Source organism: uncultured Photobacterium sp., assembly GCF_947039875.1.
Lineage (GTDB): Bacteria > Pseudomonadota > Gammaproteobacteria > Enterobacterales > Vibrionaceae > Photobacterium.
In genome coordinates this window covers 1-25123 of sequence record NZ_CAMRAN010000026.1, presented here as the reverse complement: position 1 = coordinate 25123, position 25123 = coordinate 1, and the positions used below count along the sequence as shown (strand labels likewise).

Here is a 25123-nt window from a genome sequence, read left to right as displayed (position 1 = left end):
ATAATAATCATATTAGCCGGCAAAAACTATCATCTTTTGTAGTTTATTATTGCTTTTAATCAATAAAAAGCCATTATATTTAAAGATGATATTAAAAAATTTAATAACAGATTTTTTTGTCTATTTATATCGCAATACGGAATTTAGAGTGGTTATTTAATGAGCAGAAATATTCTTGTCGTTGGCGCTTCTGGTTATATTGGCAGTCATCTTGTACCTAATTTGTTAAAACTAGGCCACCATGTAACAGCAACGGGACGGAACATCAAGCTATTAGAGAAACGTGGTTGGGGAAATATCGATAATCTAACGTTAGTTGAATTAGATTTAGATATTGACCAAGATTTAACTAAGCTATTTAAAAATATCGATACCGTTTACTTCCTGGTTCATGGCATGAATCATGGTCATGATTTTATTGAATTTGAACTCGATTGTGCTAAACATTTTAGTCAATATCTTGCCCTCAGTGACGTTAAACACCTTATTTACCTTGGTGCTTTACAATCCCCCACCAGCCAATCAAAACATTTAATAGCACGTAAAGAGACAGGAAATATTCTACGTGACAGTGGTAAATGTGTCACTGAACTGCGGGCGGGTATTATTATCGGCCCAGGATCTGCTGCATTTGAAGTTATGCAAGACTTTGTGTATCACCTGCCTGTAATGTTAACTCCGCGCTGGGTTACCTCACGTAACTCTCCTATTGCCCTACGTAACCTGCTCTATTATCTCACTCAGCTTATTGATTGTCCTCAAGACAAAAATCTTATTTTAGATGTCGCGGGCCCCGAACAAATGACTTACAAAGATCAAATGGTTCGATTAAGCAAAGTTCATGGTAAAACAATCCGTGTTATCCCATTAAAATGGTTAAGTCCTAAAATGGCCACGTATTGGCTCCGTTTTATTACGTCGGTTCCAACAAATATTGCTCGCGCGCTCATTGGCGGTTTAAGTTGTGATCTTCCCGCTGATGGCCATGAACTTCAACGTCGAATACCTCAGCATTTAATTAGTTATGAAGAAGCGATTCAAGAAGCTCTTGCGATGAATACTGACGTTGTTAACAGTGAGATTTGGGGATTTGATCCCGATGCCCTATTACGCTGGCAGACAGGTTATGGCTACTTTCCCAAACAAGCCGGTTACACGCTTAAAACAGATGCCAGTTGTGAAGACTTATGGCGCCAAGTACAACTGGTTGGTGGTGAAGAAGGCTACTTTTATGCCAATGGATTATGGCGAATACGAGAATGGATGGATGCCATGATTGGCGGTAATGCCCTCAAGCGTTATCGACGTGATCCTCAACAATTACAATTGGGCGATCAAATTGATTCATGGAAAGTGATCAGCCTTGAAAAAAATCATTTCCTATCGTTATTATTTGGTATGAAAGCGCCTGGTTTAGGTCGATTAGAATTTACTATTGAAGATTGTGGTGACCATCGTACTATCGATATTCGCGCATGGTGGCATCCAAAAGGCTTTATGGGATTACTGTATTGGTTCGCGATGATGCCAGCGCATTTATTTATTTTCCGCGGTATGACCCATGCTTTAGTTAAACGTTGTAAAGCAAAAATACAACAAGGCAATATCGAAACAAAATAATACGGCTTATCTAATTATCAAAATAGAGACATAAAAAAACCGAAAGCATAACACTTTCGGTTTTTTTCGCTAAGGGAGTGTAAAAATTACATCTCGTTCATTATGCAGCTTTTACTGTTTTAGAAGCACATGTCATTTTCAATGCAGCCACAGGCCCACTTAATAATGTTAACCCGATCAGTAAGGATACTGGTACCGCGGTAATAACAATAAAGGATTGCAGTGCATTTAAACCACCATCACCAGCTAATAACAATACCGCAGCCACTACACCCATGGTAATCGCCCAGAATAAGCGGTGCTTACTACTAGGTTCATTATCACCCGAAACGACCATCGCAATCGAATATGCCATTGAGTCACCAGTTGTAACGACAAAGGTTGTAGTTAGTACTAAAAACGCAGGTAATAGAATATAACTCAGCGGTAAATTAGACAGTGTTGCTAACAATACTGCAGGTAAACCACCATCATTCAATGGCCCTGAAATCACTCCTGGGTTATTTAGTTCTAATGAAATACCTGTACCACCAAGCACTGCGAACCAAAAGTTAGTCGCAATCGGCGCACCAACAGCAACACATAAGATTAAACTGCGAATACTACGGCCTTCAGAGATACGGGCAATAAAGATCGCCATCATTGGTGCAAAACCAATGAACCAACCCCAGAAGAACCATGTCCACCATAAATTCCATTCAGGTTTTGCGGTCGTCAAGCTCATTGAACCCATGTTTTGTAAGTAGCTACCAAACGCAGAACCAAACTCTTTCAATAAGAAAGTTGTTGGCCCTAAGATTAACATTGCCGCTAACAGTACAAACGCACCAATAACATTAAGACGTGATAACCACTGTAAACCTTTGTCCATGCCTGAGGCAGCTGAAGCAGAATAAATAGCAACAACAACAGCTAAAATAATAAGCTGAGATTGAGTATTATTTTCTAAGCCCGTTAATAACTCAAGACTATAACCTAACTGAGAGGCTAAAAATCCAATAGGTCCAATAGTACCCGCCGCCACAGCAATAATTGAACATGCGTCAATGACACTGCCAACCCAATGATTCTCTAGACGATGACCAAAAAGTGGAAATAATAAAGCACGTGGACGAAGTTTAATCCCATGTTCATGATGGGCATACATTAAAACAATCGTTGAAAGCGTCCCTAATACAGCCCAGGCAAGAAAGCCCCAGTGCAAGAAGGCTTGATCTAATGCTGGTGTTACAGCGGCTAGTGTACCCGCTTCGACACCTGGAAATGATGGAGACGGAGTCATGAAGTGATAAATAGGTTCTGCAGCTGACCAAAAAACGCCGCCACCAGCAAGTAGCGTACACATGATCATTGCTAACCAACGGAATGTACCAATGGTTGGTTTAGCAACACTGCCCATCACTTTTTTACCTAATGGACTGATCGCTACAATTACTGCTAGAAAAAAGTTAACCAGCATCAACCACTGCCAACTCGAACCAAAGTTGTTTGCAGCAGAACTGAACGATGTTTGAATCATTGAGCTAAAAGCTGGCATATCAATTAAAGCAGAAAGAACGAATAAGGTAATAAACCCAATCGTTAGAGCTGGAACAAGTTTATTGTCTAAACCTTTTAGTCCCATAACTATATTTGGTGTTGCGTTATTACTAATTTGACTTGTATTGCGTCGCATAAATGTCTCACGCTGTGTGTGAGGGAAAATACACTATCAGCATCTAAACCGTAACGCTAGTTAAATTTTCTCTATGATTTTCAAAGGAAAAGAAATTTAATACATCATTTCATTGGATTGTAATTTGAAAACAGAAGCTTATAATTTGTCACACAAAACCACTAATTGATAAATAAAAATAATCAACACCATCAAATATACTCATTAAACTCATTCGTACAACGCAAATAAAATAGTTACTGAACAAACAAATTTCAAATTAATAGATGCAAACTTAGTTATCAATTAATACTTTTAAACGATGTAATGAGTGTGATATTTCACGCAAATACCCCTATTTTTATACTCTATAGTAATAAGTACTTTTTTAACGGCAATGGAGAGGTATCTTATGAAATACACATTACTTTACGCTGTGGTCGCGGCAACAGTTTCCCCGTCAATTTTAGCCTGCACAACAATTCTTATCGGTAATCAAGCGACGACTGATGGCAGTTATATTATTGCGAGAAATGCAGACCATAGCCCATTAGTTAATCCACACTGGTTTAATCATCCTCATCAAACGAATACTCAAGGCAAGTTCAAATCTAACAGCAATGCGTTTACTTACCCTTTACCAGCAATCAGTCTTGCTTATAGCAGTTTCTCTAAAGCAAAAACGCATGATACTTCTTTTGGTTCTGCAGGCTTTAATGAGCTTGGAATTGGAATGTCAGCCACGGAAACTATTTATAACAACCCCACTGTTCTTGCCGTTGATCCTTATAATGAACAAACAGGAATCAATGAAGATTCGATTGTTAATGTTATTTTACCACGAGCGAAATCAGCCAAAGAAGGCGTACAGCTATTAGGTAAGATAATTGAAAAGCAAGGGGCTGCAGAAGGGTTTGGAGTCGCTTTTGTTGATAAAACGGGGATCTGGTATTTAGAAACAGGCAGTGGTCACCAATGGATGGCAACCAAACTCGATAATAACGATTATTTTGTTTCTGCCAATCAAGGCCGATTACAACAATTTGATCCTGATAACACCGATAAATATCTTTCAAGTTCAACGCTGATCAGTTTTGCTATTGCTCAAGGTGTATACAAGCCCAAACAAGATGGTCAGTTTAATTTTCATCGCGCCTATTCCATCGATAGCAACAACGATCGTCTTTATAATTATCCACGCGTACACGCCTTACAGCATATGTACAGTAACGGCATTAAAACAACCTTAGCCGATCCACAGGCTTTCCCTGTTTTTGCTGAGCCTGCGCATAAATTATCGGTCGATGATGTTAAACAAGGACTACGAAATCATTATCAAGGTACTTCACATGATCCTTATGCTAACGTTAATCCTAAAGAAACTTATCGTCCCATCTCAGTATTTAGAACCTATCAATCCCATATTCTTCAAATTAACCCAGCATTACCTCAGGCCATCGGCGAAGTGGCTTACATTGGCTGGGGTATGACCGATCTCACCCCTTATATCGCATTTTATCAAGGTGCAAAAATTCCGGCTATTTACAAAACAGGCGTAGGCACCATCGCTGATAATACATCGGCCTATTGGCAGCTACGTAAAGTACAAACCCTTGCGATGACTGACTATAATCAGTTTGCACCAATGGTAAAAAAAGCTTATGCCGAATTTGAAAAGAAACAAACCGCACTCATGGCACAAACGCAAAAAGACTATTTAGCAATCTATAAAACTGATCCTCAAAAAGCACAAACGCTATTAAACAATTTTGAATTAACTGTTACTCATCAAGCAATGGCAACAGCAAGTAATCTCCAAAATAGAATTATTACCAAAATGACATCAGACACCAATGCAACTTACCCATTCAAAGGTGCTTAATTAACGCTATTGATTATTTATAATCGCGAAAAACAGAAAATAGAATAGAGCAGCGAACATCGTGGGTTATAATTATCGCAGATATTAAAAAGGCAGCCTATTAAAGACTGCCTTTTCAATATTACACACCACAGGTTAATCAATAATTAAGTCGTACTGTGTACAACGATGATTCACAATATGTGTAATGGTTTGGCGAGGAATTTTTTGCCATGAACCTGAATGATCTAATGGCTCAGAAGCAAGAATCGTTTTATTTGTTGAGCACTGAATAAAAACAGGAGGTGGTTGATGATCAGAGCTATAACGCACCACCCAAAACTGCTCACCATCAGAGATACAAAGCGACGTTTTTAATGGCCCTGATATCGACTTATCTTCCATTGCTTGTTCAATTTCATATAACGTCTGATTAATCGCCGCAATGGGATCAATTCTTAAACCATTTTTAATCATCATTAAAAAGATTAATTCGCTATCGGTTGTTCCAACCCGCTTTAAGAATAACTCTTCAGTTAATTGACGTACTAACGTGAATTTTACCTGATCAAAACCACTAATTTGACCATTATGCAAAAACATCCAATTATCAAGTACAAACGGATGACAATTGACACGTGAAACTTGAGAGCCTGTTGACTGGCGAATATGTGCCATAAAACGATGTGAACTAATATGGTGTGCTAGCGAACGTAAATTCTCATCACCCCATGCAGGTAAAATATCATGATAATAGCCAGGTAATGCACGATGAGAATACCAACCTAAACCAAAGCCATCGCCATTCACACGAACAGTGCGCTTTTTATTCGATTCGACACTTTGCTGAATTAATGAATGTTCTGGCTGATAAATCAATTCATCTAAATAGATACTGTCACCATGATAGGCTAACCATCGGGACATAATGTATTCCTTACTCAAAACAACACAGACTAAATAAGTTTCTTAATTTACCATGTACGACTACTAATCACTATGCTTCGTTTATCACAACCCACTTATTTCAATACATATATTCATTATAATAAAACAAAATAACGCACTCACTGATTTATAACTTAAACATTATATATCTGCGTTATGGGCATTGTTTACAAGTCGCTGATAGCTATTTTTATCACCAGAATGTTATACCATCACTCCAAGTTCATTAAGCGCTAAACGGCATTGATCTACATTTTCAAAATGGATCCCATACAAACCAACGTGTTGTGCACCTTCAATATTTTTTAAAACATCATCGATAAATACACACTCATTAGCCGTAAGTTGATAACGAGTAAGTAAACAATGATAAATATCTGGATTAGGCTTTAAACAACCCACCTCAGCCGAAATAATGGCACCATCAAATAACGGCCAAAAATTATATCTCTGCTGTAAAGTTTCAACAATTTCAATAACATTATCTGTTAATGCATAGACATTATATCCAGTATCTTTCACTGTTTTTAATAACGCTTGCATACCATATATTTGAATCTGAGTTTCTTTAATATAATAAAATAGAGCTTCAACTTGCTGAAATGAAAATGCTAACTGTTGCTGATATGCCAATTTAGCTTGTGATTCTGTTAGCTCACCCTTATTTAATTGTTGCCACAAATCGGAGAAAAAAATACGTTTCGCATACTCGGTCGTGTCTACTTGCTCACCAAAAGTAAGTTTTACTATTTCCAGTGGTGACCACCTCACTAAAACATTACCGATATCAAAGATAACATTTTTAATCTTGGGTTGATTCATCATATTTCCATATTATAAATAAGTCATTATTACTCATTATCTTATCAATATTTATTAAAGAATAAACAATTATAATCACAGTTCTTGGTAACCATAAAAATAAAAAAGGCCACTCGAAAGTGACCTTTAATAAACCATAATAACGATTAACCCAACTGCTGCTCAATCTTATCTGCTTTAATAAACTTATCATGCGTTGCTAATTGATCTTGATAACGTTGAATATTCGGATAATTAACGATCATGCCGTTATTTTGCAGTATTTCAGCAATAAACGACATCATGATATCAGCACCAGTAAGTCGCTCTTCAACTAAATAGGTTTTGCCTTCAAGGCTCTGCTCAAAATAACCAATAACCTTTTCAGCTTCAACGTCCGCATAGCCTTCTAAGAAATTAGTTTTCGCGCCATCTTTAGCAACAAACATCTTTAATAATAACGGTAAAATAGCCGAACTTTCAGCGAAATGAAGCCATTGTAAATATTCAATATAAGCTGGCGTTCCCACTTTAGGTGCTAAATTAGGGTTATAGGTCTGAATTAAATATTCAGTAATAGCGCCAGATTCAGCAATCACCGCCCCATTGTCTTCAATAACTGGCGATTTTCCAAGTGGGTGAATATTTTTCAATTCAGGCGGCGCTAAAAAAGTAACAGCGTCACGTAAATAAGGCTTAATCTCATACGCTAAGCCGAGCTCTTCTAATAACCAAATAATGCGTTTTGAACGTGATTTATTTAAGTGATGTAGTGTGATCATAATATACCTGCCGTATTATTGAGCTTGATTGGTTTGAATAACAAGTTTGCCAAAGTTCTTACCGTCTAATAAGCCAATAAACGCTTGAGGTGCATTTTCTAATCCTTGCACTAAATCTTCACGATAATGGATTTTACCTTCCGCTAACCACTGGCTCATCTCTGTTGCGAATTCATCATAACGATCAGCATAGTCATCAAAGATAATAAAGCCTTGCATCTTAATACGCTTAACTAATAGCGTGCCCATTAACATCGACATGCGATCAGGCCCTTGGGGTAATTCAGTGGCATTATATTGAGAAATCAAACCACATAGTGGAATTCGAGCGCCCGTATTAAGTAGTGGTAATACTGCATCAAAGACTTTACCACCGACATTTTCATAATAAATATCAATGCCGTTATCACAAGCAGCTGCTAGTTGTGCCTCAAAATCATCAGCTTTATGATCAATACAATCATCAAAACCTAGCACGTCTTTGGCATAGCGACATTTTTCTTCGCCACCTGCGACACCCACAACGCGACAACCTTTAATTTTACCAATCTGCCCCACCATTGAACCCACGGCACCTGTTGCAGCCGCCACAACAATCGTATCGCCTGGCTTAGGTTGACCAATATCAAGCAAGCCCATATAAGCGGTGAAACCTGGCATTCCCATCACACCCAACGCATAAGATGGATGTGTTGGCTGCATACCCAATTTAATTAAGCCGTCACCATTTGAAACGGCATAATCTTGCCAACCTGAATAAGATAACACCCACTCTCCTTGTGCAAAATCAACATGATTAGACTGCTCAACTTGACATACCGTACCACCAACCATAATCTCACCGACTGCAACAGGCTCAGCATAAGACTTAGCATCACTCATACGACCACGCATATAAGGGTCTAATGATAAATACACACTACGCAGTAAAATTTCCCCTTCAGCTATCGCTGGAATAGCGGTTTGTTCTAAACGAAAATTATCAGCTGTTGGAGCACCAACAGGGCGAGATGCTAATACGATTTTGCGGTTTACGTTTGTCATTGAGCTATCCTTTTCTTTTTTATTAAATATTAGACCAGTCGTCTAGTGCGGAGTTTTAAAAAATCCCATCATAAAATAATGGGATAATTAATAAGTAACCGTCACTAAACCACGGGTTGTAGCTGAGCTTTCGTTGTTACTAACGCTTGCTGTAATACTGTGACGTCTTGGCTCAGTTTATAAAACAAACTCGCTCCAAGCCATAATTGATATAATGTCTGAGCCGTTAATTGACTGTCTGTTACCGTAATTGAACCATCTTTAATACCATCATCAATGCATGACGCAATTAAATTCACAATGCTGTAAGCCCCTTTTTTTAAGGCCTCGCGCATCGGTTCAGACAAATCAGAGACTTCAGCACTGAGCTTAACCACCACACATTTATTGGCATTACAGGTGCCATTATCAATAATTAACCAACGTGAGAAATAATCAGTTACACGCTCAAAGCCCGTTCCAGTGCCTTGCTCTAAAATTGCGCTAACGTGTTCTAAATACTGCTCAAAATAGTGTTGAATTAACGCCTCACCAAATTGTTCTTTTGACTTGAAATAATGATAAAAAGAACCTTTTGGTACCGCTGCTGTTTTTAAAATTTCAGACAGGCCGACATTCGTGAATCCCTTGGTGACCACAAGTTGGTAACCAATATCTAAAATATGCTGACGTGTATCGTTTGTTTTTGTTTTCATGTGATAACTATAAACGCGACTAGACCAGTCGTCTAGTCCTATGGCCTAATTATTTTAAATAGTACAGTTGCCGCTGGTAATGAATAACTTGTTTCTATCTTATTTATATCGACGGATATTAATAGACATACAGCGCTGAACACGTATGATCATCAACAATTAGCAAAACACCTGTATTACACTGTCAATTGGAATATCGTTTTGATTAGAGAAAATGTCTTTACCCCTTTTGCAACTTGGAGCAAACCTTTGGTTTCTGAAGTCGCAGAAGCAATTAACCTATTAAAAGATAATGGGTATGATGCCAAGCAACTTACATTAGCTACGGGTCTACAAGAAAAAAACATCTGTAATTGGACTGCTAAATATAAAAAAGAGCCATTAGATGTTTCTTCAATTCCTTACCCTTGCTGGTGTTTTATTGCCGCACTGATTGGCCGACCTAACATCGCAACCAATGGTAAAGTGATTGAAGTTGACGAAATCAAACGTGTATTACGCTTATTTAAGCCTTCTGCATTTGGCAGTCAAAATACGTTTGTTTGCCCGACTAGCGATCAGTTCGCAAAATTGATCGACAGCGGTTTATTTGCAGAAATGACCACTGAAAATATCGCGGCATTATTTAACTGGAAACCAGAGAACGTCACTGATAGTTTACGTGCTGGTAAATTACCTTACTTAAACTGGTGCCTAATCATGATGATGTTTGGCATTAACATTCAAAAAATGGCATTAAAAGACTTGGACAATGAGATTATTATTAACCAGTAATCCTCCTCGTTAGTCGCTTAAACATACGCCTTGTGATTGGTCTTTACCCACAAGGCGTTGTTTATTTATTAATATCTGAACCAGTAATAACTTGATTCATCGTAATACCTGATTAAAATAGTCGATTATTCTCGCAGTCAGGATCTCACAACACATGCCGACGACAACTCACCATTTGGCGTTAAAACCTACCACCTTATTTACGCTCTATTGCATTATCTTCCTTGGATCTGCGGGTTTTTTTATTACGATCCCAGCGTATGTGAGTTTATTTTTAACTGATCACTCACTTGCTATCGCCCAAAACATGCCAATCGAACAACGTCGTACTTTATTTGGTACGGTGATGTCAGCCGCTCCCTTTATCTCCATGTTTTTCACCCCATTCATTGCTCGTTTTGCTGATCGCTTTAGCCGTAAAATAACCATGGTCTTATGTTTGATCATTACTGCGATTGGTTTTGCGATACCAATCTATGCCATTGTGATCGGATCTATTGCATTATTATTTGCAGGTAACATGATCAATAGCCTTGGCTCTGCTAGCCAGCCGATTGCACAAGCGATTCTTGCTGATAATAGCCGTGGCAAGACCAAAGCGACATTAATGAGTATGGTGGCGATCGTAATGACAGCCGCTATGTCATTTGGCCCGGCATTAGGCAGTAAATTATCAGCAACCTATGGCACTCAAGCACCATTTTACGCTTGTCTTATTATTGCTATCTTTTGTTTAGTACTACTAAATCTTGTTCGGTTACCGCCGCAAGTCACCTTACACAATGAAAATCCACTCTCTTTTGTTGCCCCATTAAAACGTAGCCAACTAGGCTTATTGGCTTGTTTAGCGATCGTTTTTATTTGCCAGTTTAGTTGGAGTTTATACTTTCAAAATATCGCGTTTATTTTCCCTCAGAAATGGGGCATTAGTGTAGAAAGCAGCTTCTACCAATATTTTATGATGGCGATTGGTGTGGTCATGATCTGTTCGCTATTACTGCTTCCTCGACTCATTCTAACGCGTATTAGCGTACTTTCAGCATTGCGGATCACGACCCTATTTGCTGCGATTGGTATGATTTTATTAGCAATAACGCCTACACCTAATACACATATTGCTGCGATGATATTTACCGCCATTATGGTGGCGATTGCATTTCCATTTTACATTACGGCGTTATCAGACAGAGCCAGTGAAGCAGATCAAGGCTGGGTTATGGCAATGTCGAGTGCAATGGTAGGCCTTGCGTGGACATTAAGCGGCTATTTAACCAGTGTATTTGTCAATATTGATTTAATTCTACCGACAGCGATTGCCGCCATCGGTTATGTGATTGCGATGATTATCGTCCCTAAAAAGGCAGCAACGCTCATTACGGCGGTTAATTAAGATGATGAATAGGACAACATACATGACACCATTAACCAGCGCACTTCAAGCTCATCAGTTTCATGCGGTGATCCCAGAGCCACTTCAATTTGGGCGTGGACTCATTGTTGATCTTTCCCCTGCCAGTGCGCTTTGGCAAAGTGTTAGCACCAATCACAGTTTTGCTGATGAAATAGCCCGTCAGTCAACAGCAATGAACGCACAAATAGTGATTGGTCGTTATGCAGAACAACGGCTAATTTATCAAGATAAAGAAAATTTTAGTGACAGTAAAAATCGTACCGTTCATATGGGAATCGATTTGGGTGTCCCCTCTTTAACACCTGTCTTTGCGCCGCTTGATGGCAAAATCCATAGTATTGCTAATCATCAAAATGAAGGTGATTACGGTCCCACTATTATTTTACGCCACCAGCTTGAGGGAATAACCTTTTTTACTTTATATGGTCATCTTCACCAAGCCGCACATACACAATTGCAGGTTGGCGATCTTATAAATGCAGGTCAACAATTTACGGCAATCGGCACCACAGCAGAAAATGGCGGTTGGGCTCCGCATCTTCATTTACAGATCATTGAGAATATGGGATCTAACACTGATGATTATATTGGCGTTGTTGATCCCATTGAATTAGATTTTTACCGCAATAACTGCCCTAACCCTAATTTGATTCTTAAACGATCCGATCTTGATTAAAAATTAACGGCTAAAGCTTAAATCGCATATTGATAAATACATGATATGCGATTTAAATTTTATCCTTAATATACCGACAATAATCTCGGCATTATTTTCTAACGCTATCAAGCCAGCTATACACAGTTTCTAAAGTTTCATACGACGGTAAACGATTATTACGCGCTTGAATTTGATCAACCGTATAAATATCACTCGCCCGTCCATTAGCTAAATAGTGTCGCTTTAACCCTATGGTGACACGTTCTGGCATATGCATTTTATACACTAAATACTCACCTTTAATAATCCGATGATGGTAAATAGCGACATAGTGATTTTGTTCTATGCCTTCAAGCTCAAGCTGCTGATAATTTCGAATCGGTACAATATTACTATTGCCATCAAAAGGAATCTCATACTCCTTGTCACAACTTGGATCTGGTATAACTTTTGCTGTTTTTTGTGCAATTAACCATCGATCATGTAATTTTTTCAACTCATCATACGATGTTACAGCATGAATACGTCGCACTGAATCAACATCAAGCACACGATAACCTAACTGAAACACATCTGATAATATTTGATTAATCCGCAGTCGTTCTCGCGGTGACGCTTTAATTAAATAAAAACCTAGCTTTGTACCTGTCAATGTTGGCCACTGTAAATACACTTGTAACGTTAAAGTCGTGATTACTGAATAATGGCGAAACAGTTTAAATGTCATCATTTCAGGATCGAGCAAACGATGGATCACAATCACCACAGAATGGGTGGAAAAATCACTTTGGATACGATCAATAAAACGCAACGCTGAACGGCACGATGCTAAGCCTAAATGAGCTAATATCTTACGTTGGCCTAGTTCGCATAAAGCTAATACTTGTTCATGATCTAATGGATAACGTTCACACATCAGATAAAGTAATATTGGACGCTGGGCTAATAAATGGCGGGCTTTATCACTCATTGCCGCCATCTTAAGCATATACACACCCAAATCAGCATAAGCGCGGGCTTTATCAACCAATACTGCGGGAATACTTTCAATCCACGCTTTACCACCAGCCAGTGATTCAATATGTTCGATATAAAACGAACAACTGCCTTCTAATAACTCACGGTGTCCATCACGATAAGCACGATACATAATCAAACCGTCTCGCCAATCGTAAAACTCCAGTACAAATGGAAAGAAAGTCAATGTCTCATCAAACGATAAGATCAAAGGTGTAGAAATATGAGTAGACTGATGTTCAGTACAACAAACAGGCATAGATGTCCCTATTAATCTGTTATCCCTCTTCACAGTGACAATAATTATTATCTCAATACTATCAGTATGACTGCGGTCATTAATAAGCCTATCATGACTTATTAACATCAATATTCAACTTAAAAAATACTAAGATGAGAGTCTAGCGTAGAATATATTCTACAATATTGTCGATTATTTAAATGTTTATTTCGGGTTAATTTTTAGCAAAAAAATGAGTCAATTGGTGCAAATATTCACCTTGCCGCTGTTACTATTAAAATATAGCGTGATTAAACATTACGATTTAAATTCAAGCATAAAATTCAGTGGCGTGAATCCTGTTTTTTGACGAAAGAAACTAATAAAAGCACTATCATTCGCAAAACCTAAACGGTATGAAATATCAGTAATACGCTGATATTGCGATAATAATTCAATTGCGGTTAACAATCGCCATTGTTGACGCCAACTCTGATATGGCATTGCTGTTTCTTTATTAAAAATGCGGGTAATGGTTTTCTGGCTCGCCCCCACTAACAGACTAAGATCAGCTAACGTCGGCGCAATAAAATCGGGACAATTAATCCCTTCAAGCCACTTAGCCAATCTAACATCACGAGGTAACGGCAGATTTAAATGACTTTCAGTGGCAGAATTCAACTCTTCTATCAATAAGTTAACTGAGTTTAATTGCTCATTATTGGGTTTATCAAACGGCCACATTGACATTCTTTCAAGCAGTATCGCCATCAATGGATTAATATCAATAATCTTCATTTCACGACTTAGTTGTGGCTGTAAAGCTAGATCAAAATACAACGAGCGATACTGAGTTACATTGGTCATCTGCGCATTATGCAACATCCCTGCAGGGATCCACGCTGCGCGCATAGGAGGCAATACACACTTAACCCCTTCAAGAGTGATTATCATACAACCATGATGTGAGAATAATAGTTGATCTTTGTCATGCCGATGCTCGCCAGAATTATGATCACCAACATTCGCCGCTAGACCGACAACTAAACCATCAAAGTCATTGGGACAAAATTGTTGACCTTCTTCAATATATGCCATTACTGACGTCACCTGTCCTTAATTTAATATATATAGTCTTTATATTAATATAAGTTCAAAAATGAGCACCTTATAATAATTACCATGTTGAAACAATACGTATATTCAAGATAGCAATCCTACGCATTAATAAAAAGAATCGTTTAGCTTACATTTTTAGAACAACATCATGGAATTTATAAAAAATCATATGAAGAACAATATTAATAAAATATCAATGCCGTTAGCGGTGACATTATTAATGTTTCCACAAATCATCGAAACCATGTATAGCCCCGCATTAACGTCAATTAAAACCCATTTTAACATTACGGGTTCAACGGCAGCCCAAGGCATGTCGGTGTTCTTTATCACCTTTGCTATTGGGGTCGTTTTTTGGGGTAGAATGTGTGACATCATCGGTCGTCGTTATTCGACACTGATTGGACTCATTATTTTTATCAGCTCTGCTGTTTTCACTTTATACGCATCGACATTTACATTACTTCTTATCGGCTTTGGTTGTTGTGCCTTTGGAGCGGCGGTGGGCTCAGTCTGTACTCAAACGATCCTTCGTGATTGTTACCAAGGTCCAGAGCTCGGACGGGTATTTTCTATTATTGGAACATCCATTGGCATCAGCCCTATTATTGGCATGATAACGGGCAGTTGGTTAACCGTTAATGGCGGCTATAAATGGGTGTTTATCGGCATGATAATACTAACCAGTGGCTTACTCTGCTGGAGCTTATTGCAATTACCCGAAACAAAACCAACCCAAACCCAACGAGATAGCTTGTTCTTTATCGGCACCAAAATGCTGAAAGATCTTCACATTTGGTACATCATGTTGATGGTTGCCATTTTTAACATTGCATTATTTTCCTATTATAGCCTTGCCCCTTTTATGTTTGAAAAATTACATATCAGCATTAAATTATTCGGTTATACCAGCGCTGTATTGGCGTTAGGCTCAATCCTTGGCGCAATGCTTAATATACAATTACTGCGTCGACACGTCATGTCACAAACTATCATCACCATTGCATCTATCATACTGCTCATAAGTAGTATTGGCGTTTATCTATTACAAACCTCAATTTGGTTTTTCTTACCGATGATTTTTATATCACTGTCATTTGGTTTAGCTTTACCTAATTTATTAAGTACCGCATTAAATAATTACCGTGATCATTTAGGCACTGCTGGCGCATTACTGGGGTTATTTTATTATCTCGTCATTGGAGCCGGTTTACATAAAGCCGCTATAATGGGCGATCTTGGTATCACACTTATCGTCTGTGCCATCTTTGCGATAACACTGACACTCTTTCATTTCATTAATAAGACAGCTTCAATAAAACCATCATGATAACCACCTAACGATGTTTACCCCCTCTTTCGTTTATCTCACATACAACTAAGCCGCAATAATGCGGCTTAGGGGGTAAAATTAATTTAGTTTATAGTAATCGAGTCGGTAGCTCTGGCAAATGAGTGCCTGTATTTGATGGGTAAATAATGTATTCCCCATGAAATTTAACTTTGGACTTATAGTCAGTAATTTTGAACAACAAAATTCCATGTTGGTAAGCTATATCAATAAACTGCTGCACATTACCACGTACGTACAAAGATAGAGGTTTAACTAACTCACCCTCATCATTCATTGATGCTGCATATTGCGCTGAACAAACAACTAATGATGCTTTACCGTCTGTATGGTGACTCACTTTACGATTCACTTCGTATTCATTGGTCACTAGCCAATCTTGCTGCTCTAACGCGGTATAAAACGTTGTCATTACTGCTGATGTAATCGCAATTGATTGTCCTTGCTCATCAGTGACTTTAGCATAAGTTTCCGCTAAACGTTCAAAATGCAATTTTAACTGTGCATTTTTACCCATGGTTCGTGATTGTTGCTGCCATTCCTGCAATGTTTTCACTACACAGCGATCAAAACTATGTTGTTTAAGCACTTTTGTTACCCAAGCACTCAAAAAAATACTTTCACTGACAGGGTTCTTCTGTGCTTTACCTGTTGCTTGTGCCTCTTGTAAAGCCACTAACCCGCTGTTAACTACATTGTAAATTTCATTAAAAAAAATGGTCATGATTTATTTCAAACAATCCAAAAATATCAAATCACCACACAGCCTTTAAGCTGTGCGGGCAAGGAACCAATAAAAACCAGCCGATAATATAGCACATGATGCCATGGTCAATGCCATTGGCCATGCATTACTATCCGGCATTAATGCAACCAGACCACCAACAATAGAACCAATACCAAACCGGAACGTTCCACCTAAAGAAGAAGCAGTACCCGCCATTTGTGGATAGCTCGATAATAAACACGCCATGGTGTTACTACCAATAGTAGAAAGTGTACCGATAAATAACGCAACCGGAATAACAACACCCCATAAGCCTAACCCGAGCCATTGCCCCAAAAATAGCAACACACCAGCGGTTAATTGTATCGCTAACCCAAACCGCAACATCCAATGGGTACCTTTTCGTTTCACAAAACGGCCATTGATACTCGTAAACAAAATCATGCAAAGAATGTTCAAACAAAAGTAGTAACCGAAATTCTCAACACTGACGCCATAGATATCAATGTAGACAAAAGAGCCAGCGGTTAAGAATGTAAACATACCAGCGAAAGAAAAACCACTGCAACACACTAAGCCAAATGCAACCGGATTAGATAGCAGTCGTTTGTAATTTTTTATGATTGACGATAAATGAAACGGCATCCGTTTTTCTTTGGGCAACGTTTCTTTAATTTGGAAAAGAATAGACACTAAAACAATAACAGCAAAAACAGCTAACGCCCAAAAAACCGCACGCCAACCAAACCAAACGGAAAGGTGACCACCCAACACTGGGGCAACTAATGGTGCGATAGTCATAACCAGTGTCACAAATGACATGGTTCGAGAGAACTCTTCACGTTCAAACATATCACGCACAAGTGCGCCAATAATAACCGCCGCCGCCGCACCAGCAAAACCTTGCGCTACACGCACAATAGTTAACTCGGTAATATTGGTACTTAATGCACCTAAAATAGTTAACACTAAAAAGCTCACCGTACCAGCAATGAGCATTGGACGACGACCATAACTATCGGCTAATGGGCCATGAATTAACTGACCAAAAGCAAAACCTGCGGTATAAGCGGTTAAGGTGACTTGAACAGCACCAGGAGAAACTAAAAAGTCTTTGGCAATATTGGGCATTGCCGGTAAATACATATCAATAGCAAAAGGAGTTAAAGCGGCAATTGCACCGAGAATGAGAATGAGCTGTAAACTCAATTTAGATGAGGCTTGTTGAGTCATAAGGATTCTTTTTATAAAAATAACAACGATAGGCCGAATATAATTGTTATTGAAGAGACAATGACCCTATTGTACGCTAAAAAACGACAATCGTTCTTTCCTAATAGGAAATAAAAAATTTCTAACGGCTGTAACCCAAAGAGATATTGTTGTTTAATATATCACTTATAAAAAAAGCATAAATAAGGCTATTTATGCTTTTTTGGCATTAAAAACAACCACTAAGATTATTTAGCTAGAAATGATGCAATCTCTTCAGCTGTTAATGGACGGTATTGACCAGGTTCAAGATCTTCATCTAATTCAAGCGCACCTACGCGCTCACGATGTAGACCGACAACGCGATTACCTACCGCAGCAAACATACGCTTCACTTGATGATACTTACCTTCAGTGATGGTTAATACACCTTCACGTTCACCGACAATCTCTAACTTAGCAGGTCGAGTAAGTCCATCTTCACCATTTAATTGCACACCCGCTTCAAATTGCACAATATTTTCAGCAATAATAGGATCTGCTGTTTCTACAAAATATACTTTCTCACACACATGGCGCGGTGAAGTAATACGGTGTGACCATTGACCATCATCAGTTAATAACGTTAAACCTGTTGTGTCACTGTCTAACCGTCCAGCCACGTGCATTTTTTCAGGGCTAACTTCATCAAACAAGACAAAAACAGTTGGATTGAAATCATCTACATGTGAACACACAAAACCTTGTGGTTTATTCAGCATGAAGTAACGAGGCCCTTGTAGGCGAAGTGGACGACCGTTAAATTCTACATTGTTATCGTCACCGACAGAGAAAGAAGCACTGCGGACGATTTCGCCATCAACTTCAATCATTTTATCACGAAGAAGTTTACCGGCTTCTCTACGGGTGATACCTAAAGTGGTACCTAAGAATTTATCAAGCCTCATTGACTGGCTCCGCTACTTACAAAAGATTCGGTATTATAGGAAGCAAATCACAGATATGCATTAAAAACTTCATTTTCGTAGACATTCATGCTTGAAACACATTGAAAGAATCACAGACTTAAAATAAAAAGAGTTAAGTTGGTCGTGATTTGATTAAAAATATAAATATTTATATGACTCAATTGTCATATATCTGCTAAATTAGAAATTAAAAAACATTCACTCTATGCAAATACAACAACTTACTCCACGTTGTAACCAATAAAGCTTTTAAGATAAAGCTTTAACTTAGGGACTCAGTATGAACATTTCTCTTCGCACACCAATACTTTCTTCATTAGATAAATTTCTTCAGTTAATTAATGAATTATTTGATTATGAGGCCTTACCTCAAAATGCAGAGCAGACTATAGTCGCGGTGAAGCAGCTGCTAAGTGATCCTGAATTAGGACAAGCATGGTTCATCGAAGTAGAACAACATGGCATTAAACATATTGTAGGACATGTTATTGTCAGCTATAGCTTCAGTCTTGAGCATGGTGGAAAAATTGGTTTAATCGATCAGTTCTACTTAAAAGCAGATTGGCGTCAACATGGTATCGGGACAGAGCTCTTGCCACAACTTGAAGCATTGGTCATTCAAGACGGCGTTAAAGCATTATCACTTGAGGTCAATATCGGTAATGCGGGTGCGCGTAATTTCTATGAAAAGCATGGCTTTACACCACGCCGTCAATTTTGCATGATGACAAAAAACTTAACAAAATCTCCAGTACCAGCCACTCTTGCCTCATAAATTAACCTAATAATGACGATTAATCTGCATTTAAGCCTTGTTTTGACAAGGCTTTTTTCGTTATAACTAGGAAACCTAAATATAGGTCGGCACACCCCTTGTTCCTCGCTACTGGTTTATATAAAGGAAAATAACAATGTTAATTAGTATAATCGTCTTTATAGCACTGGTTGCTGGATTATATATTGCAATGCGCAACAGCCTTATTGGTAAAAAGAATCAAGTGGCAAATGCAGAGGCAAGCATTGATGTCATGCTGAAAAAGCGATTTGATTTACTCCCAAACTTAATTGAAACCACTAAAGCTTATATGAAACATGAGCAATCTGTTCTAACTAAGTTAACCGCATTACGACAGCAATCACAGAATATCGACACAGTAAATAAACCACAATTAGATAAACAGCTATCAGAGGCCGTTTCTCACTTTAAAATTGCAGTTGAAGCCTACCCAGATTTAAAGGCAAATAAGAATACAGCCCTGTTAATGCGTTCGATTAATGAGACAGAAGAACAAATCTCAGCTGCTCGTCGTAGCTTTAATGCCGCAGTAACACGTTATAACAACGCCATTGAAATGTTTCCGTCAAGCTTTATTGCCAATCAAATGACCTTAACAACCTTACCGTTATTTGACATTACAGATATAGAACGTACTAATATTGATGCGGCACAATTATTTAAGCAGTAGGACATAATCATCTATGGACAGTAAAATTACTGTACTTTATGAAACACATCTTAAACCTCAATTAGAAGCGCTTGATCAAGATCGTAAAAAAGTTATCAAACAATATTGGCAATCATTACTGCTGGGGGTCGGTTTTGCCGTTATTATTATCCCATTGAGCTTTATCTATGATTTTCAAGCCTTTGGTTTTATTTTTTCAATTATTATTGCTATCGTTATGCACCGTTTATATAGCAAGCGTTGGGATCAATATAAAAAAGACTATAAATATAAAATCATCACTAAATTAATCAGCTCTATTGATAGCAGTTTTATTTACCAACCAACACAATACATCGATAAACAAGATTATAAAAATAGCACCCTCTTTGGTCGTCATTATGACCGTTATCGCGGTGAAGATTTTATTGAAGGTAAAATAGATAAAACATCGCTGCGCTTTTCTGAGTTGCATACTGAATATAAAACGCAAAGCCGAGATAACAACGGTAAAAACCAAGATCAATGGCATACGATTTTTAAAGGGCTGTTTTTCATTGCTGATGCAAATAAGCATTTTTCTGGTCAAACCACCATCATGCCGAAAAATCACAGTATTTTTTCAGCAATGGGACAAAAACTCTCAGATATTTTCAGTAATAATCAACAACAGGTCATTCTTGAAGATCCAGACTTTACACAGCTATTTAATGTCTACAGTAACGATCAAGTTGAAGCACGTTATTTACTATCACCAGCAATGGTACAACGACTGATTAATTTCAGTAATCGTTCAGATCATACAATAGCCTTCTCATTTGTTAATGATCATTTGTATATTGCAATCTCAAGCTCTAAAAATTATTTTGAACCGAAGTTATTTCAACAGGCTGATTCTTTAACGTTTATTGCTTCTATTTATTATGACCTAAAATTTGTTATTAATATTGTTGATGAACTCAACCTCAATACTCGAATCTGGACTAAGCAATAAAAAACGGAAGCTCTTGAGCTTCCGTTTTTTATTGCGTATTAGATAGCGACTAATCGTCTAATCTGCCAAAAATGCCGTTTCCAAAAAATATGATGTAAATTTGAAATCGATACCCCTCGCGAGCTCGCTGAGTTCATAAAGTCACCATTAGAAAGATAAATCCCCACATGACGCTCATTACGCCCTGTTTTAAAGAAGACTAAATCCCCCAACTTGGCTTGATCCTTACGAATACGTCGCCCTAATTTTACTTGCCCTAACGTTGTTCTTGGCAAGTCTCGATGAAATACTTGACGATACATCTTCATCACAAAGGCTGAACAATCAATCCCTCGATGGCTTGAGCCTCCAAAGTGATAAGGTGTCCCTTCCCACCCATAATAAGCATGAAAAATTTTATGTTTCACCAATCGAACATGGCGTCGTTCTTGCAACTTTGTTCGATGATGGCTCTTACGTAAATAATGCTTATGGTGTAATCTATGTCCGTATTGCTTAGTGTGATGTAAATAACGATGATGAATTTGAGAGTGATGCACAATTGTATGAGCTGTCGTTCGCGTTGTCGAAGCTGCGGCATACCATGACAAAAATGCCGATAAAATAATAATAATTCTAAAAATATAAAGCATTGGTCGTAATTTTTTAATTATAAGTAAAAATCATAGCTAAGTTACAATGTAACATTATATTAATGACTATATTACTCTATTTATGCAATATATAAATTCAATAACGACCACGGCTATTACTTCAAAATAAACCTGATTTCCTTGACAAGTTTTATTTTACGCACTCGAACCAATTGGACGTTAATTCAGTAAATTATTGCTCTCTGTTTAGCAACCGTTAGCACTTGCCAAAATACTGGTTAAATGTACACTAGTAACAGTTCATTTGTCATAGATTTGCTGTATGTATACTTTACGTCCTTACCAACAAGATAGCGTTAACGCTACTATTCATTACTTTCGCAAACATAGCACACCCGCCGTTCTTGCTCTGCCTACTGGCGCAGGAAAAAGCCTCGTCGTCGCAGAATTAGCACGTATTGCTAGAGGCCGCGTTCTGGTGCTCACTCATGTAAAAGAGCTGGTGGAACAAAACCACGCTAAATATGAAAGCTATGGTCTTAAAGCGGCTATTTTCTCTGCGGGATTAGGACGAAAAGAAACCGATCAACAAGTGGTATTTGCTTCAGTTCAATCAATGGCAAACAGTCTTAATAAATTTCATGAACAATTTTCATTGCTGGTTATTGATGAGTGTCATCGCGTGCCTGATGATGAAAATAGCGCTTACCGCAAAGTTATCAAACATGTACAAACCGTTAATCCCAATATCAAAGTGCTTGGATTGACAGCCACACCCTATCGATTAGGTACAGGCTGGATTTACAAATACCATACCCGTGGTCAAGTAAAAACAGAAACTGAACGCTTCTTTCGTGATTGTATTTTTGAATTACCCATTCGTTACTTGCTTGATGAAGGCTTTTTAACTGAACCTAAAATGATGGATATGGCGGTATTAGGCTATGACTTTTCATCACTGACACCATCTAATACTGGTCATTATAAAGAATCAGATCTTGATAGTGTGATCGAACAATCAGGCCGCGCTACACCAATGATCATTGAACAAGTCATCGATTACGCCAAAGATCGCCGCGGTATTATGATCTTTGCCTCTACCGTTAATCATGCTCAAGAGATCATGGGTTATCTCGCACATGAAAATGCTGCGCTTGTTATCGGCGATACTCCTCTTGATGAACGCGATCGAATCATTAATGATTTTAAAGCACAAAAAATCAAATACCTTGTTAACGTATCCGTATTAACCACCGGTTTTGATGCACCCCATGTTGATCTTATTGCCGTATTACGCCCGACAGAGTCAATTAGCCTTTATCAACAAATCGTCGGCCGTGGTTTACGTTTATTTGACGGTAAAAAAGACTGCCTTATTCTTGAATATGCGGGTAACTGTTACGATCTCTACCAACCTGAAGTAGGCGATCCTAAACCGAATGGCGACAGTGAAGTGGTGATGGTTCCCTGCCCTGCATGTGGTTTCAACAATAGCTTTTGGGGCAAACTTGATCCTGCTGGCTTCCTCGTTGAACATTATGGTCGTCGTTGCCAAGGTTATTTTGAAGATGATGATACAGGTGAGCGTGAAGAATGTGGCTACCGTTTCCGCGCAAAATATTGCGAAGAATGTGGCGCAGATAACGACATTGCCGCCCGTCGCTGTCATCAATGTGATACGGTAATGGTTGATCCCGATAAAAAGCTACGTGAAGCATTAAAGCTCAAAGATGCAATGATAATGAAATGCACCGATATGCGTTTAGAACCGGGTAAGAATAAGTTTGGTAAGCCACAACTTAAAGTGGTTTATATTGGCGAAGAAGATAATGAAATTAACGAGATTTGGCAGTTATCAACCAAGACCCAAAAAAGTGATTTTCTCACCAAGTTTATTAATCCGCACTTAGTGGATAGGCATCGCCCCTTTACTGATACCGCCCCGACAAAAGTGGCAAATAACGAACATCGATTACGCCCACCAGAAATCATTATTGCCCGTAAAAGCGGTCGGTTTTGGGCTATTCGTGATAAATTATTCGATTTGGATCAGTATCAGAAAGGCTGAAGTAATAACTGATTAGCTGTACTGACTTTTACTCGTCTTACAGCTAATTTACTGTTTTTGAAGTTTATAGTTGGCTAGAAGTTAGTTAGTGATATTACGAGGACATGAGAAGAAACAACTTCAACTGATCCAATATGCCTTTATGTTAACGTTACTCTCACAACAAAAAATTGTCCGTTTAACGGTACAACCCTTTTGTCCATGCTGTCAGCATGTCATGCAATTGGCGGGGATTTTTCGACCCAGATAAAAACGTAAAATAATAAGGATAATGGCATTAACGCGTAATAATTAAAGAGGATCTAATTATAAATCAATGAATTAAATTGATTGGTTCACGCCAAGGATAACACTCGACTTCTTTTCAGCATCACCCTTAATGATATTCGCAATATTTACTTATATAAGGTTGCTCGGTCTTATCCAACACTTCGGATAGGTGTCGGCTGCGCGACACATATCCTTATCTGTTATACATTTGTAGTGCTCATATCTCATGAAGACGATTTATTATATTTCTATCAGTCGTTTTTGTAATTAAATATTTTGATATCCATTTAAACTTTGAATATAAAGAAATATTTTGACGAGCATTATCTTCAATTAATTCAATAATTTCCTCAAAAGAATTTTGTTCTACCGTTAGATAATCAATAAATAATGGTAAGTCCTTTTCGAAAATAACGTCTCCGTTAAATGCGTTATCCCATATATACAAAACTTTATCTTGACCATTAACAATTTGAATTACTTCATTTGCATTACGACACTTTAATTCTTTAATTAATCTATTATCTAAAATCACCCTTGGATATTTTGCTACATTTTCCTCTAATAAATATGCATCAATATAAGCACTTCCAACAATCTGATTCCGAAATTTATTAAAGTAAGTATCTCCACATGACACTGCACCTCTAAGCCAAATATTTTTCTTAATTAAGGTACTTTGTATTTTCTTTATAGCAATACATAACTCTTTTAAATTATATATATTTTCACCATCACTCTCACCAAAAGGAATTGTTAAAATAACAGAGTCACTGATAACTATAGAACCTATATGTTTTTTACTATTAATATTTTTTAATTCTTCAAGCGCATTATGTTGTGGCTTAATGAACTTGTACACCTAAATAGGATAAAATACTCTTAATATCA

The 25123-nt window shown here is 37.9% G+C and carries 23 protein-coding genes; 10 read left to right on the top strand and 13 right to left on the bottom strand.

Going from position 1 to position 25123, the window contains the following annotated elements:
• The first annotated feature begins 159 nt into the window (after positions 1-159).
• Positions 160-1620 (top strand): SDR family oxidoreductase, encoded by a 1461-nt coding sequence (locus Q0V26_RS10725; RefSeq protein ID WP_297481679.1) that lies wholly within the window; start codon positions 160-162, stop codon positions 1618-1620.
• A gap of 100 nt (positions 1621-1720) precedes the next feature.
• Here the strand turns inward: Q0V26_RS10725 and Q0V26_RS10720 are convergent, their stop codons facing one another.
• Entirely contained in the window at positions 1721-3244 is a 1524-nt protein-coding gene (locus tag Q0V26_RS10720; protein ID WP_297481703.1) for a BCCT family transporter, read from the bottom strand.
• A gap of 442 nt (positions 3245-3686) precedes the next feature.
• Here Q0V26_RS10720 and Q0V26_RS10715 point away from each other — a divergent pair, with 442 nt between their 5' ends.
• Positions 3687-5156 (top strand): C69 family dipeptidase, encoded by a 1470-nt coding sequence (locus Q0V26_RS10715; RefSeq protein WP_297481678.1) that lies wholly within the window; start codon positions 3687-3689, stop codon positions 5154-5156.
• A 135-nt stretch (positions 5157-5291) separates the two neighbouring features.
• Here the strand turns inward: Q0V26_RS10715 and Q0V26_RS10710 are convergent, their stop codons facing one another.
• The 5 genes from Q0V26_RS10710 to Q0V26_RS10690 all read right to left on the bottom strand — a co-directional run bounded on the left by Q0V26_RS10710 (position 5292) and on the right by Q0V26_RS10690 (position 9405).
• Positions 5292-6062, bottom strand: coding sequence for a class II glutamine amidotransferase (locus Q0V26_RS10710; RefSeq protein ID WP_297481677.1), 771 nt, complete (start codon positions 6060-6062; stop codon positions 5292-5294).
• A 225-nt stretch (positions 6063-6287) separates the two neighbouring features.
• Positions 6288-6905, bottom strand: a complete 618-nt coding sequence (locus Q0V26_RS10705) for an HAD family phosphatase (RefSeq protein ID WP_297481675.1) — start codon at positions 6903-6905, stop codon at positions 6288-6290.
• Positions 6906-7051: 146 nt separating this feature from the next.
• Entirely contained in the window at positions 7052-7666 is a 615-nt protein-coding gene (locus Q0V26_RS10700) for a glutathione S-transferase (RefSeq protein ID WP_297481673.1), read from the bottom strand.
• Between the two features lie 15 nt (positions 7667-7681).
• Complete coding sequence (locus Q0V26_RS10695) at positions 7682-8710, bottom strand: NADP-dependent oxidoreductase (protein ID WP_297481671.1); 1029 nt, start codon at positions 8708-8710, stop codon at positions 7682-7684.
• Positions 8711-8814: 104 nt separating this feature from the next.
• Positions 8815-9405, bottom strand: coding sequence for a TetR/AcrR family transcriptional regulator (locus Q0V26_RS10690; RefSeq protein ID WP_297481669.1), 591 nt, complete (start codon positions 9403-9405; stop codon positions 8815-8817).
• A 201-nt stretch (positions 9406-9606) separates the two neighbouring features.
• Between Q0V26_RS10690 and Q0V26_RS10685 the strand changes: the two genes are divergently transcribed.
• The 3 genes from Q0V26_RS10685 to Q0V26_RS10675 all read left to right on the top strand — a co-directional run bounded on the left by Q0V26_RS10685 (position 9607) and on the right by Q0V26_RS10675 (position 12266).
• Complete coding sequence (locus tag Q0V26_RS10685) at positions 9607-10179, top strand: hypothetical protein (RefSeq protein ID WP_297481667.1); 573 nt, start codon at positions 9607-9609, stop codon at positions 10177-10179.
• A gap of 154 nt (positions 10180-10333) precedes the next feature.
• A complete protein-coding gene (locus tag Q0V26_RS10680; RefSeq protein WP_297481665.1) occupies positions 10334-11569 on the top strand; it encodes an MFS transporter in 1236 nt (411 codons plus the stop codon).
• A 22-nt stretch (positions 11570-11591) separates the two neighbouring features.
• Entirely contained in the window at positions 11592-12266 is a 675-nt protein-coding gene (locus tag Q0V26_RS10675; protein WP_297481663.1) for a peptidoglycan DD-metalloendopeptidase family protein, read from the top strand.
• A gap of 91 nt (positions 12267-12357) precedes the next feature.
• Here Q0V26_RS10675 and Q0V26_RS10670 read toward each other — a convergent pair whose 3' ends face one another.
• On the bottom strand, positions 12358-13524 hold the full coding sequence (locus Q0V26_RS10670; protein WP_297481661.1) for a PcfJ domain-containing protein: 1167 nt from the start codon (positions 13522-13524) through the stop codon (positions 12358-12360).
• A 279-nt stretch (positions 13525-13803) separates the two neighbouring features.
• The gene (locus Q0V26_RS10665; RefSeq protein WP_297481659.1) at positions 13804-14583 is read right to left on the bottom strand and encodes a helix-turn-helix transcriptional regulator; all 780 of its coding nucleotides are present in this window, start codon (positions 14581-14583) and stop codon (positions 13804-13806) included.
• A gap of 190 nt (positions 14584-14773) precedes the next feature.
• Between Q0V26_RS10665 and Q0V26_RS10660 the strand changes: the two genes are divergently transcribed.
• Positions 14774-15934, top strand: coding sequence for an MFS transporter (locus Q0V26_RS10660; RefSeq protein ID WP_297481702.1), 1161 nt, complete (start codon positions 14774-14776; stop codon positions 15932-15934).
• 91 nt (positions 15935-16025) lie between these two features.
• Here Q0V26_RS10660 and Q0V26_RS10655 read toward each other — a convergent pair whose 3' ends face one another.
• From Q0V26_RS10655 to rsuA, 3 genes are all read right to left on the bottom strand, one after another.
• Entirely contained in the window at positions 16026-16679 is a 654-nt protein-coding gene (locus Q0V26_RS10655) for a DUF2913 family protein (RefSeq protein ID WP_297481657.1), read from the bottom strand.
• A gap of 45 nt (positions 16680-16724) precedes the next feature.
• Positions 16725-17915: a Bcr/CflA family multidrug efflux MFS transporter gene (locus Q0V26_RS10650; RefSeq protein WP_080157605.1), complete on the bottom strand. Its 1191-nt coding sequence runs from the start codon at positions 17913-17915 to the stop codon at positions 16725-16727.
• A gap of 227 nt (positions 17916-18142) precedes the next feature.
• Entirely contained in the window at positions 18143-18841 is a 699-nt protein-coding gene (gene rsuA, locus Q0V26_RS10645) for a 16S rRNA pseudouridine(516) synthase RsuA (protein ID WP_297481654.1), read from the bottom strand.
• A gap of 301 nt (positions 18842-19142) precedes the next feature.
• Here rsuA and Q0V26_RS10640 point away from each other — a divergent pair, with 301 nt between their 5' ends.
• From Q0V26_RS10640 to Q0V26_RS10630, 3 genes are all read left to right on the top strand, one after another.
• The gene (locus Q0V26_RS10640; RefSeq protein WP_297481652.1) at positions 19143-19637 is read left to right on the top strand and encodes a GNAT family N-acetyltransferase; all 495 of its coding nucleotides are present in this window, start codon (positions 19143-19145) and stop codon (positions 19635-19637) included.
• Between the two features lie 136 nt (positions 19638-19773).
• A complete protein-coding gene (locus tag Q0V26_RS10635; RefSeq protein ID WP_297481650.1) occupies positions 19774-20328 on the top strand; it encodes a LemA family protein in 555 nt (184 codons plus the stop codon).
• Positions 20329-20341: 13 nt separating this feature from the next.
• A complete protein-coding gene (locus Q0V26_RS10630; protein WP_297481649.1) occupies positions 20342-21301 on the top strand; it encodes a DUF3137 domain-containing protein in 960 nt (319 codons plus the stop codon).
• A gap of 38 nt (positions 21302-21339) precedes the next feature.
• Here the strand turns inward: Q0V26_RS10630 and Q0V26_RS10625 are convergent, their stop codons facing one another.
• The gene (locus tag Q0V26_RS10625) at positions 21340-21933 is read right to left on the bottom strand and encodes an NlpC/P60 family protein (RefSeq protein ID WP_297481647.1); all 594 of its coding nucleotides are present in this window, start codon (positions 21931-21933) and stop codon (positions 21340-21342) included.
• Positions 21934-22216: 283 nt separating this feature from the next.
• Here Q0V26_RS10625 and Q0V26_RS10620 point away from each other — a divergent pair, with 283 nt between their 5' ends.
• Positions 22217-23962 carry a DEAD/DEAH box helicase gene (locus tag Q0V26_RS10620; RefSeq protein WP_297481645.1) on the top strand — a complete coding sequence of 582 codons (1746 nt, stop codon included), beginning with the start codon at positions 22217-22219 and terminating at the stop codon, positions 23960-23962.
• A 487-nt stretch (positions 23963-24449) separates the two neighbouring features.
• On the opposite strand, the gene Q0V26_RS10615 is transcribed toward Q0V26_RS10620, so the two are convergent.
• Positions 24450-25094, bottom strand: coding sequence for a hypothetical protein (locus tag Q0V26_RS10615; RefSeq protein WP_297481644.1), 645 nt, complete (start codon positions 25092-25094; stop codon positions 24450-24452).
• Between the last annotated feature and the right edge of the window lie 29 nt (positions 25095-25123).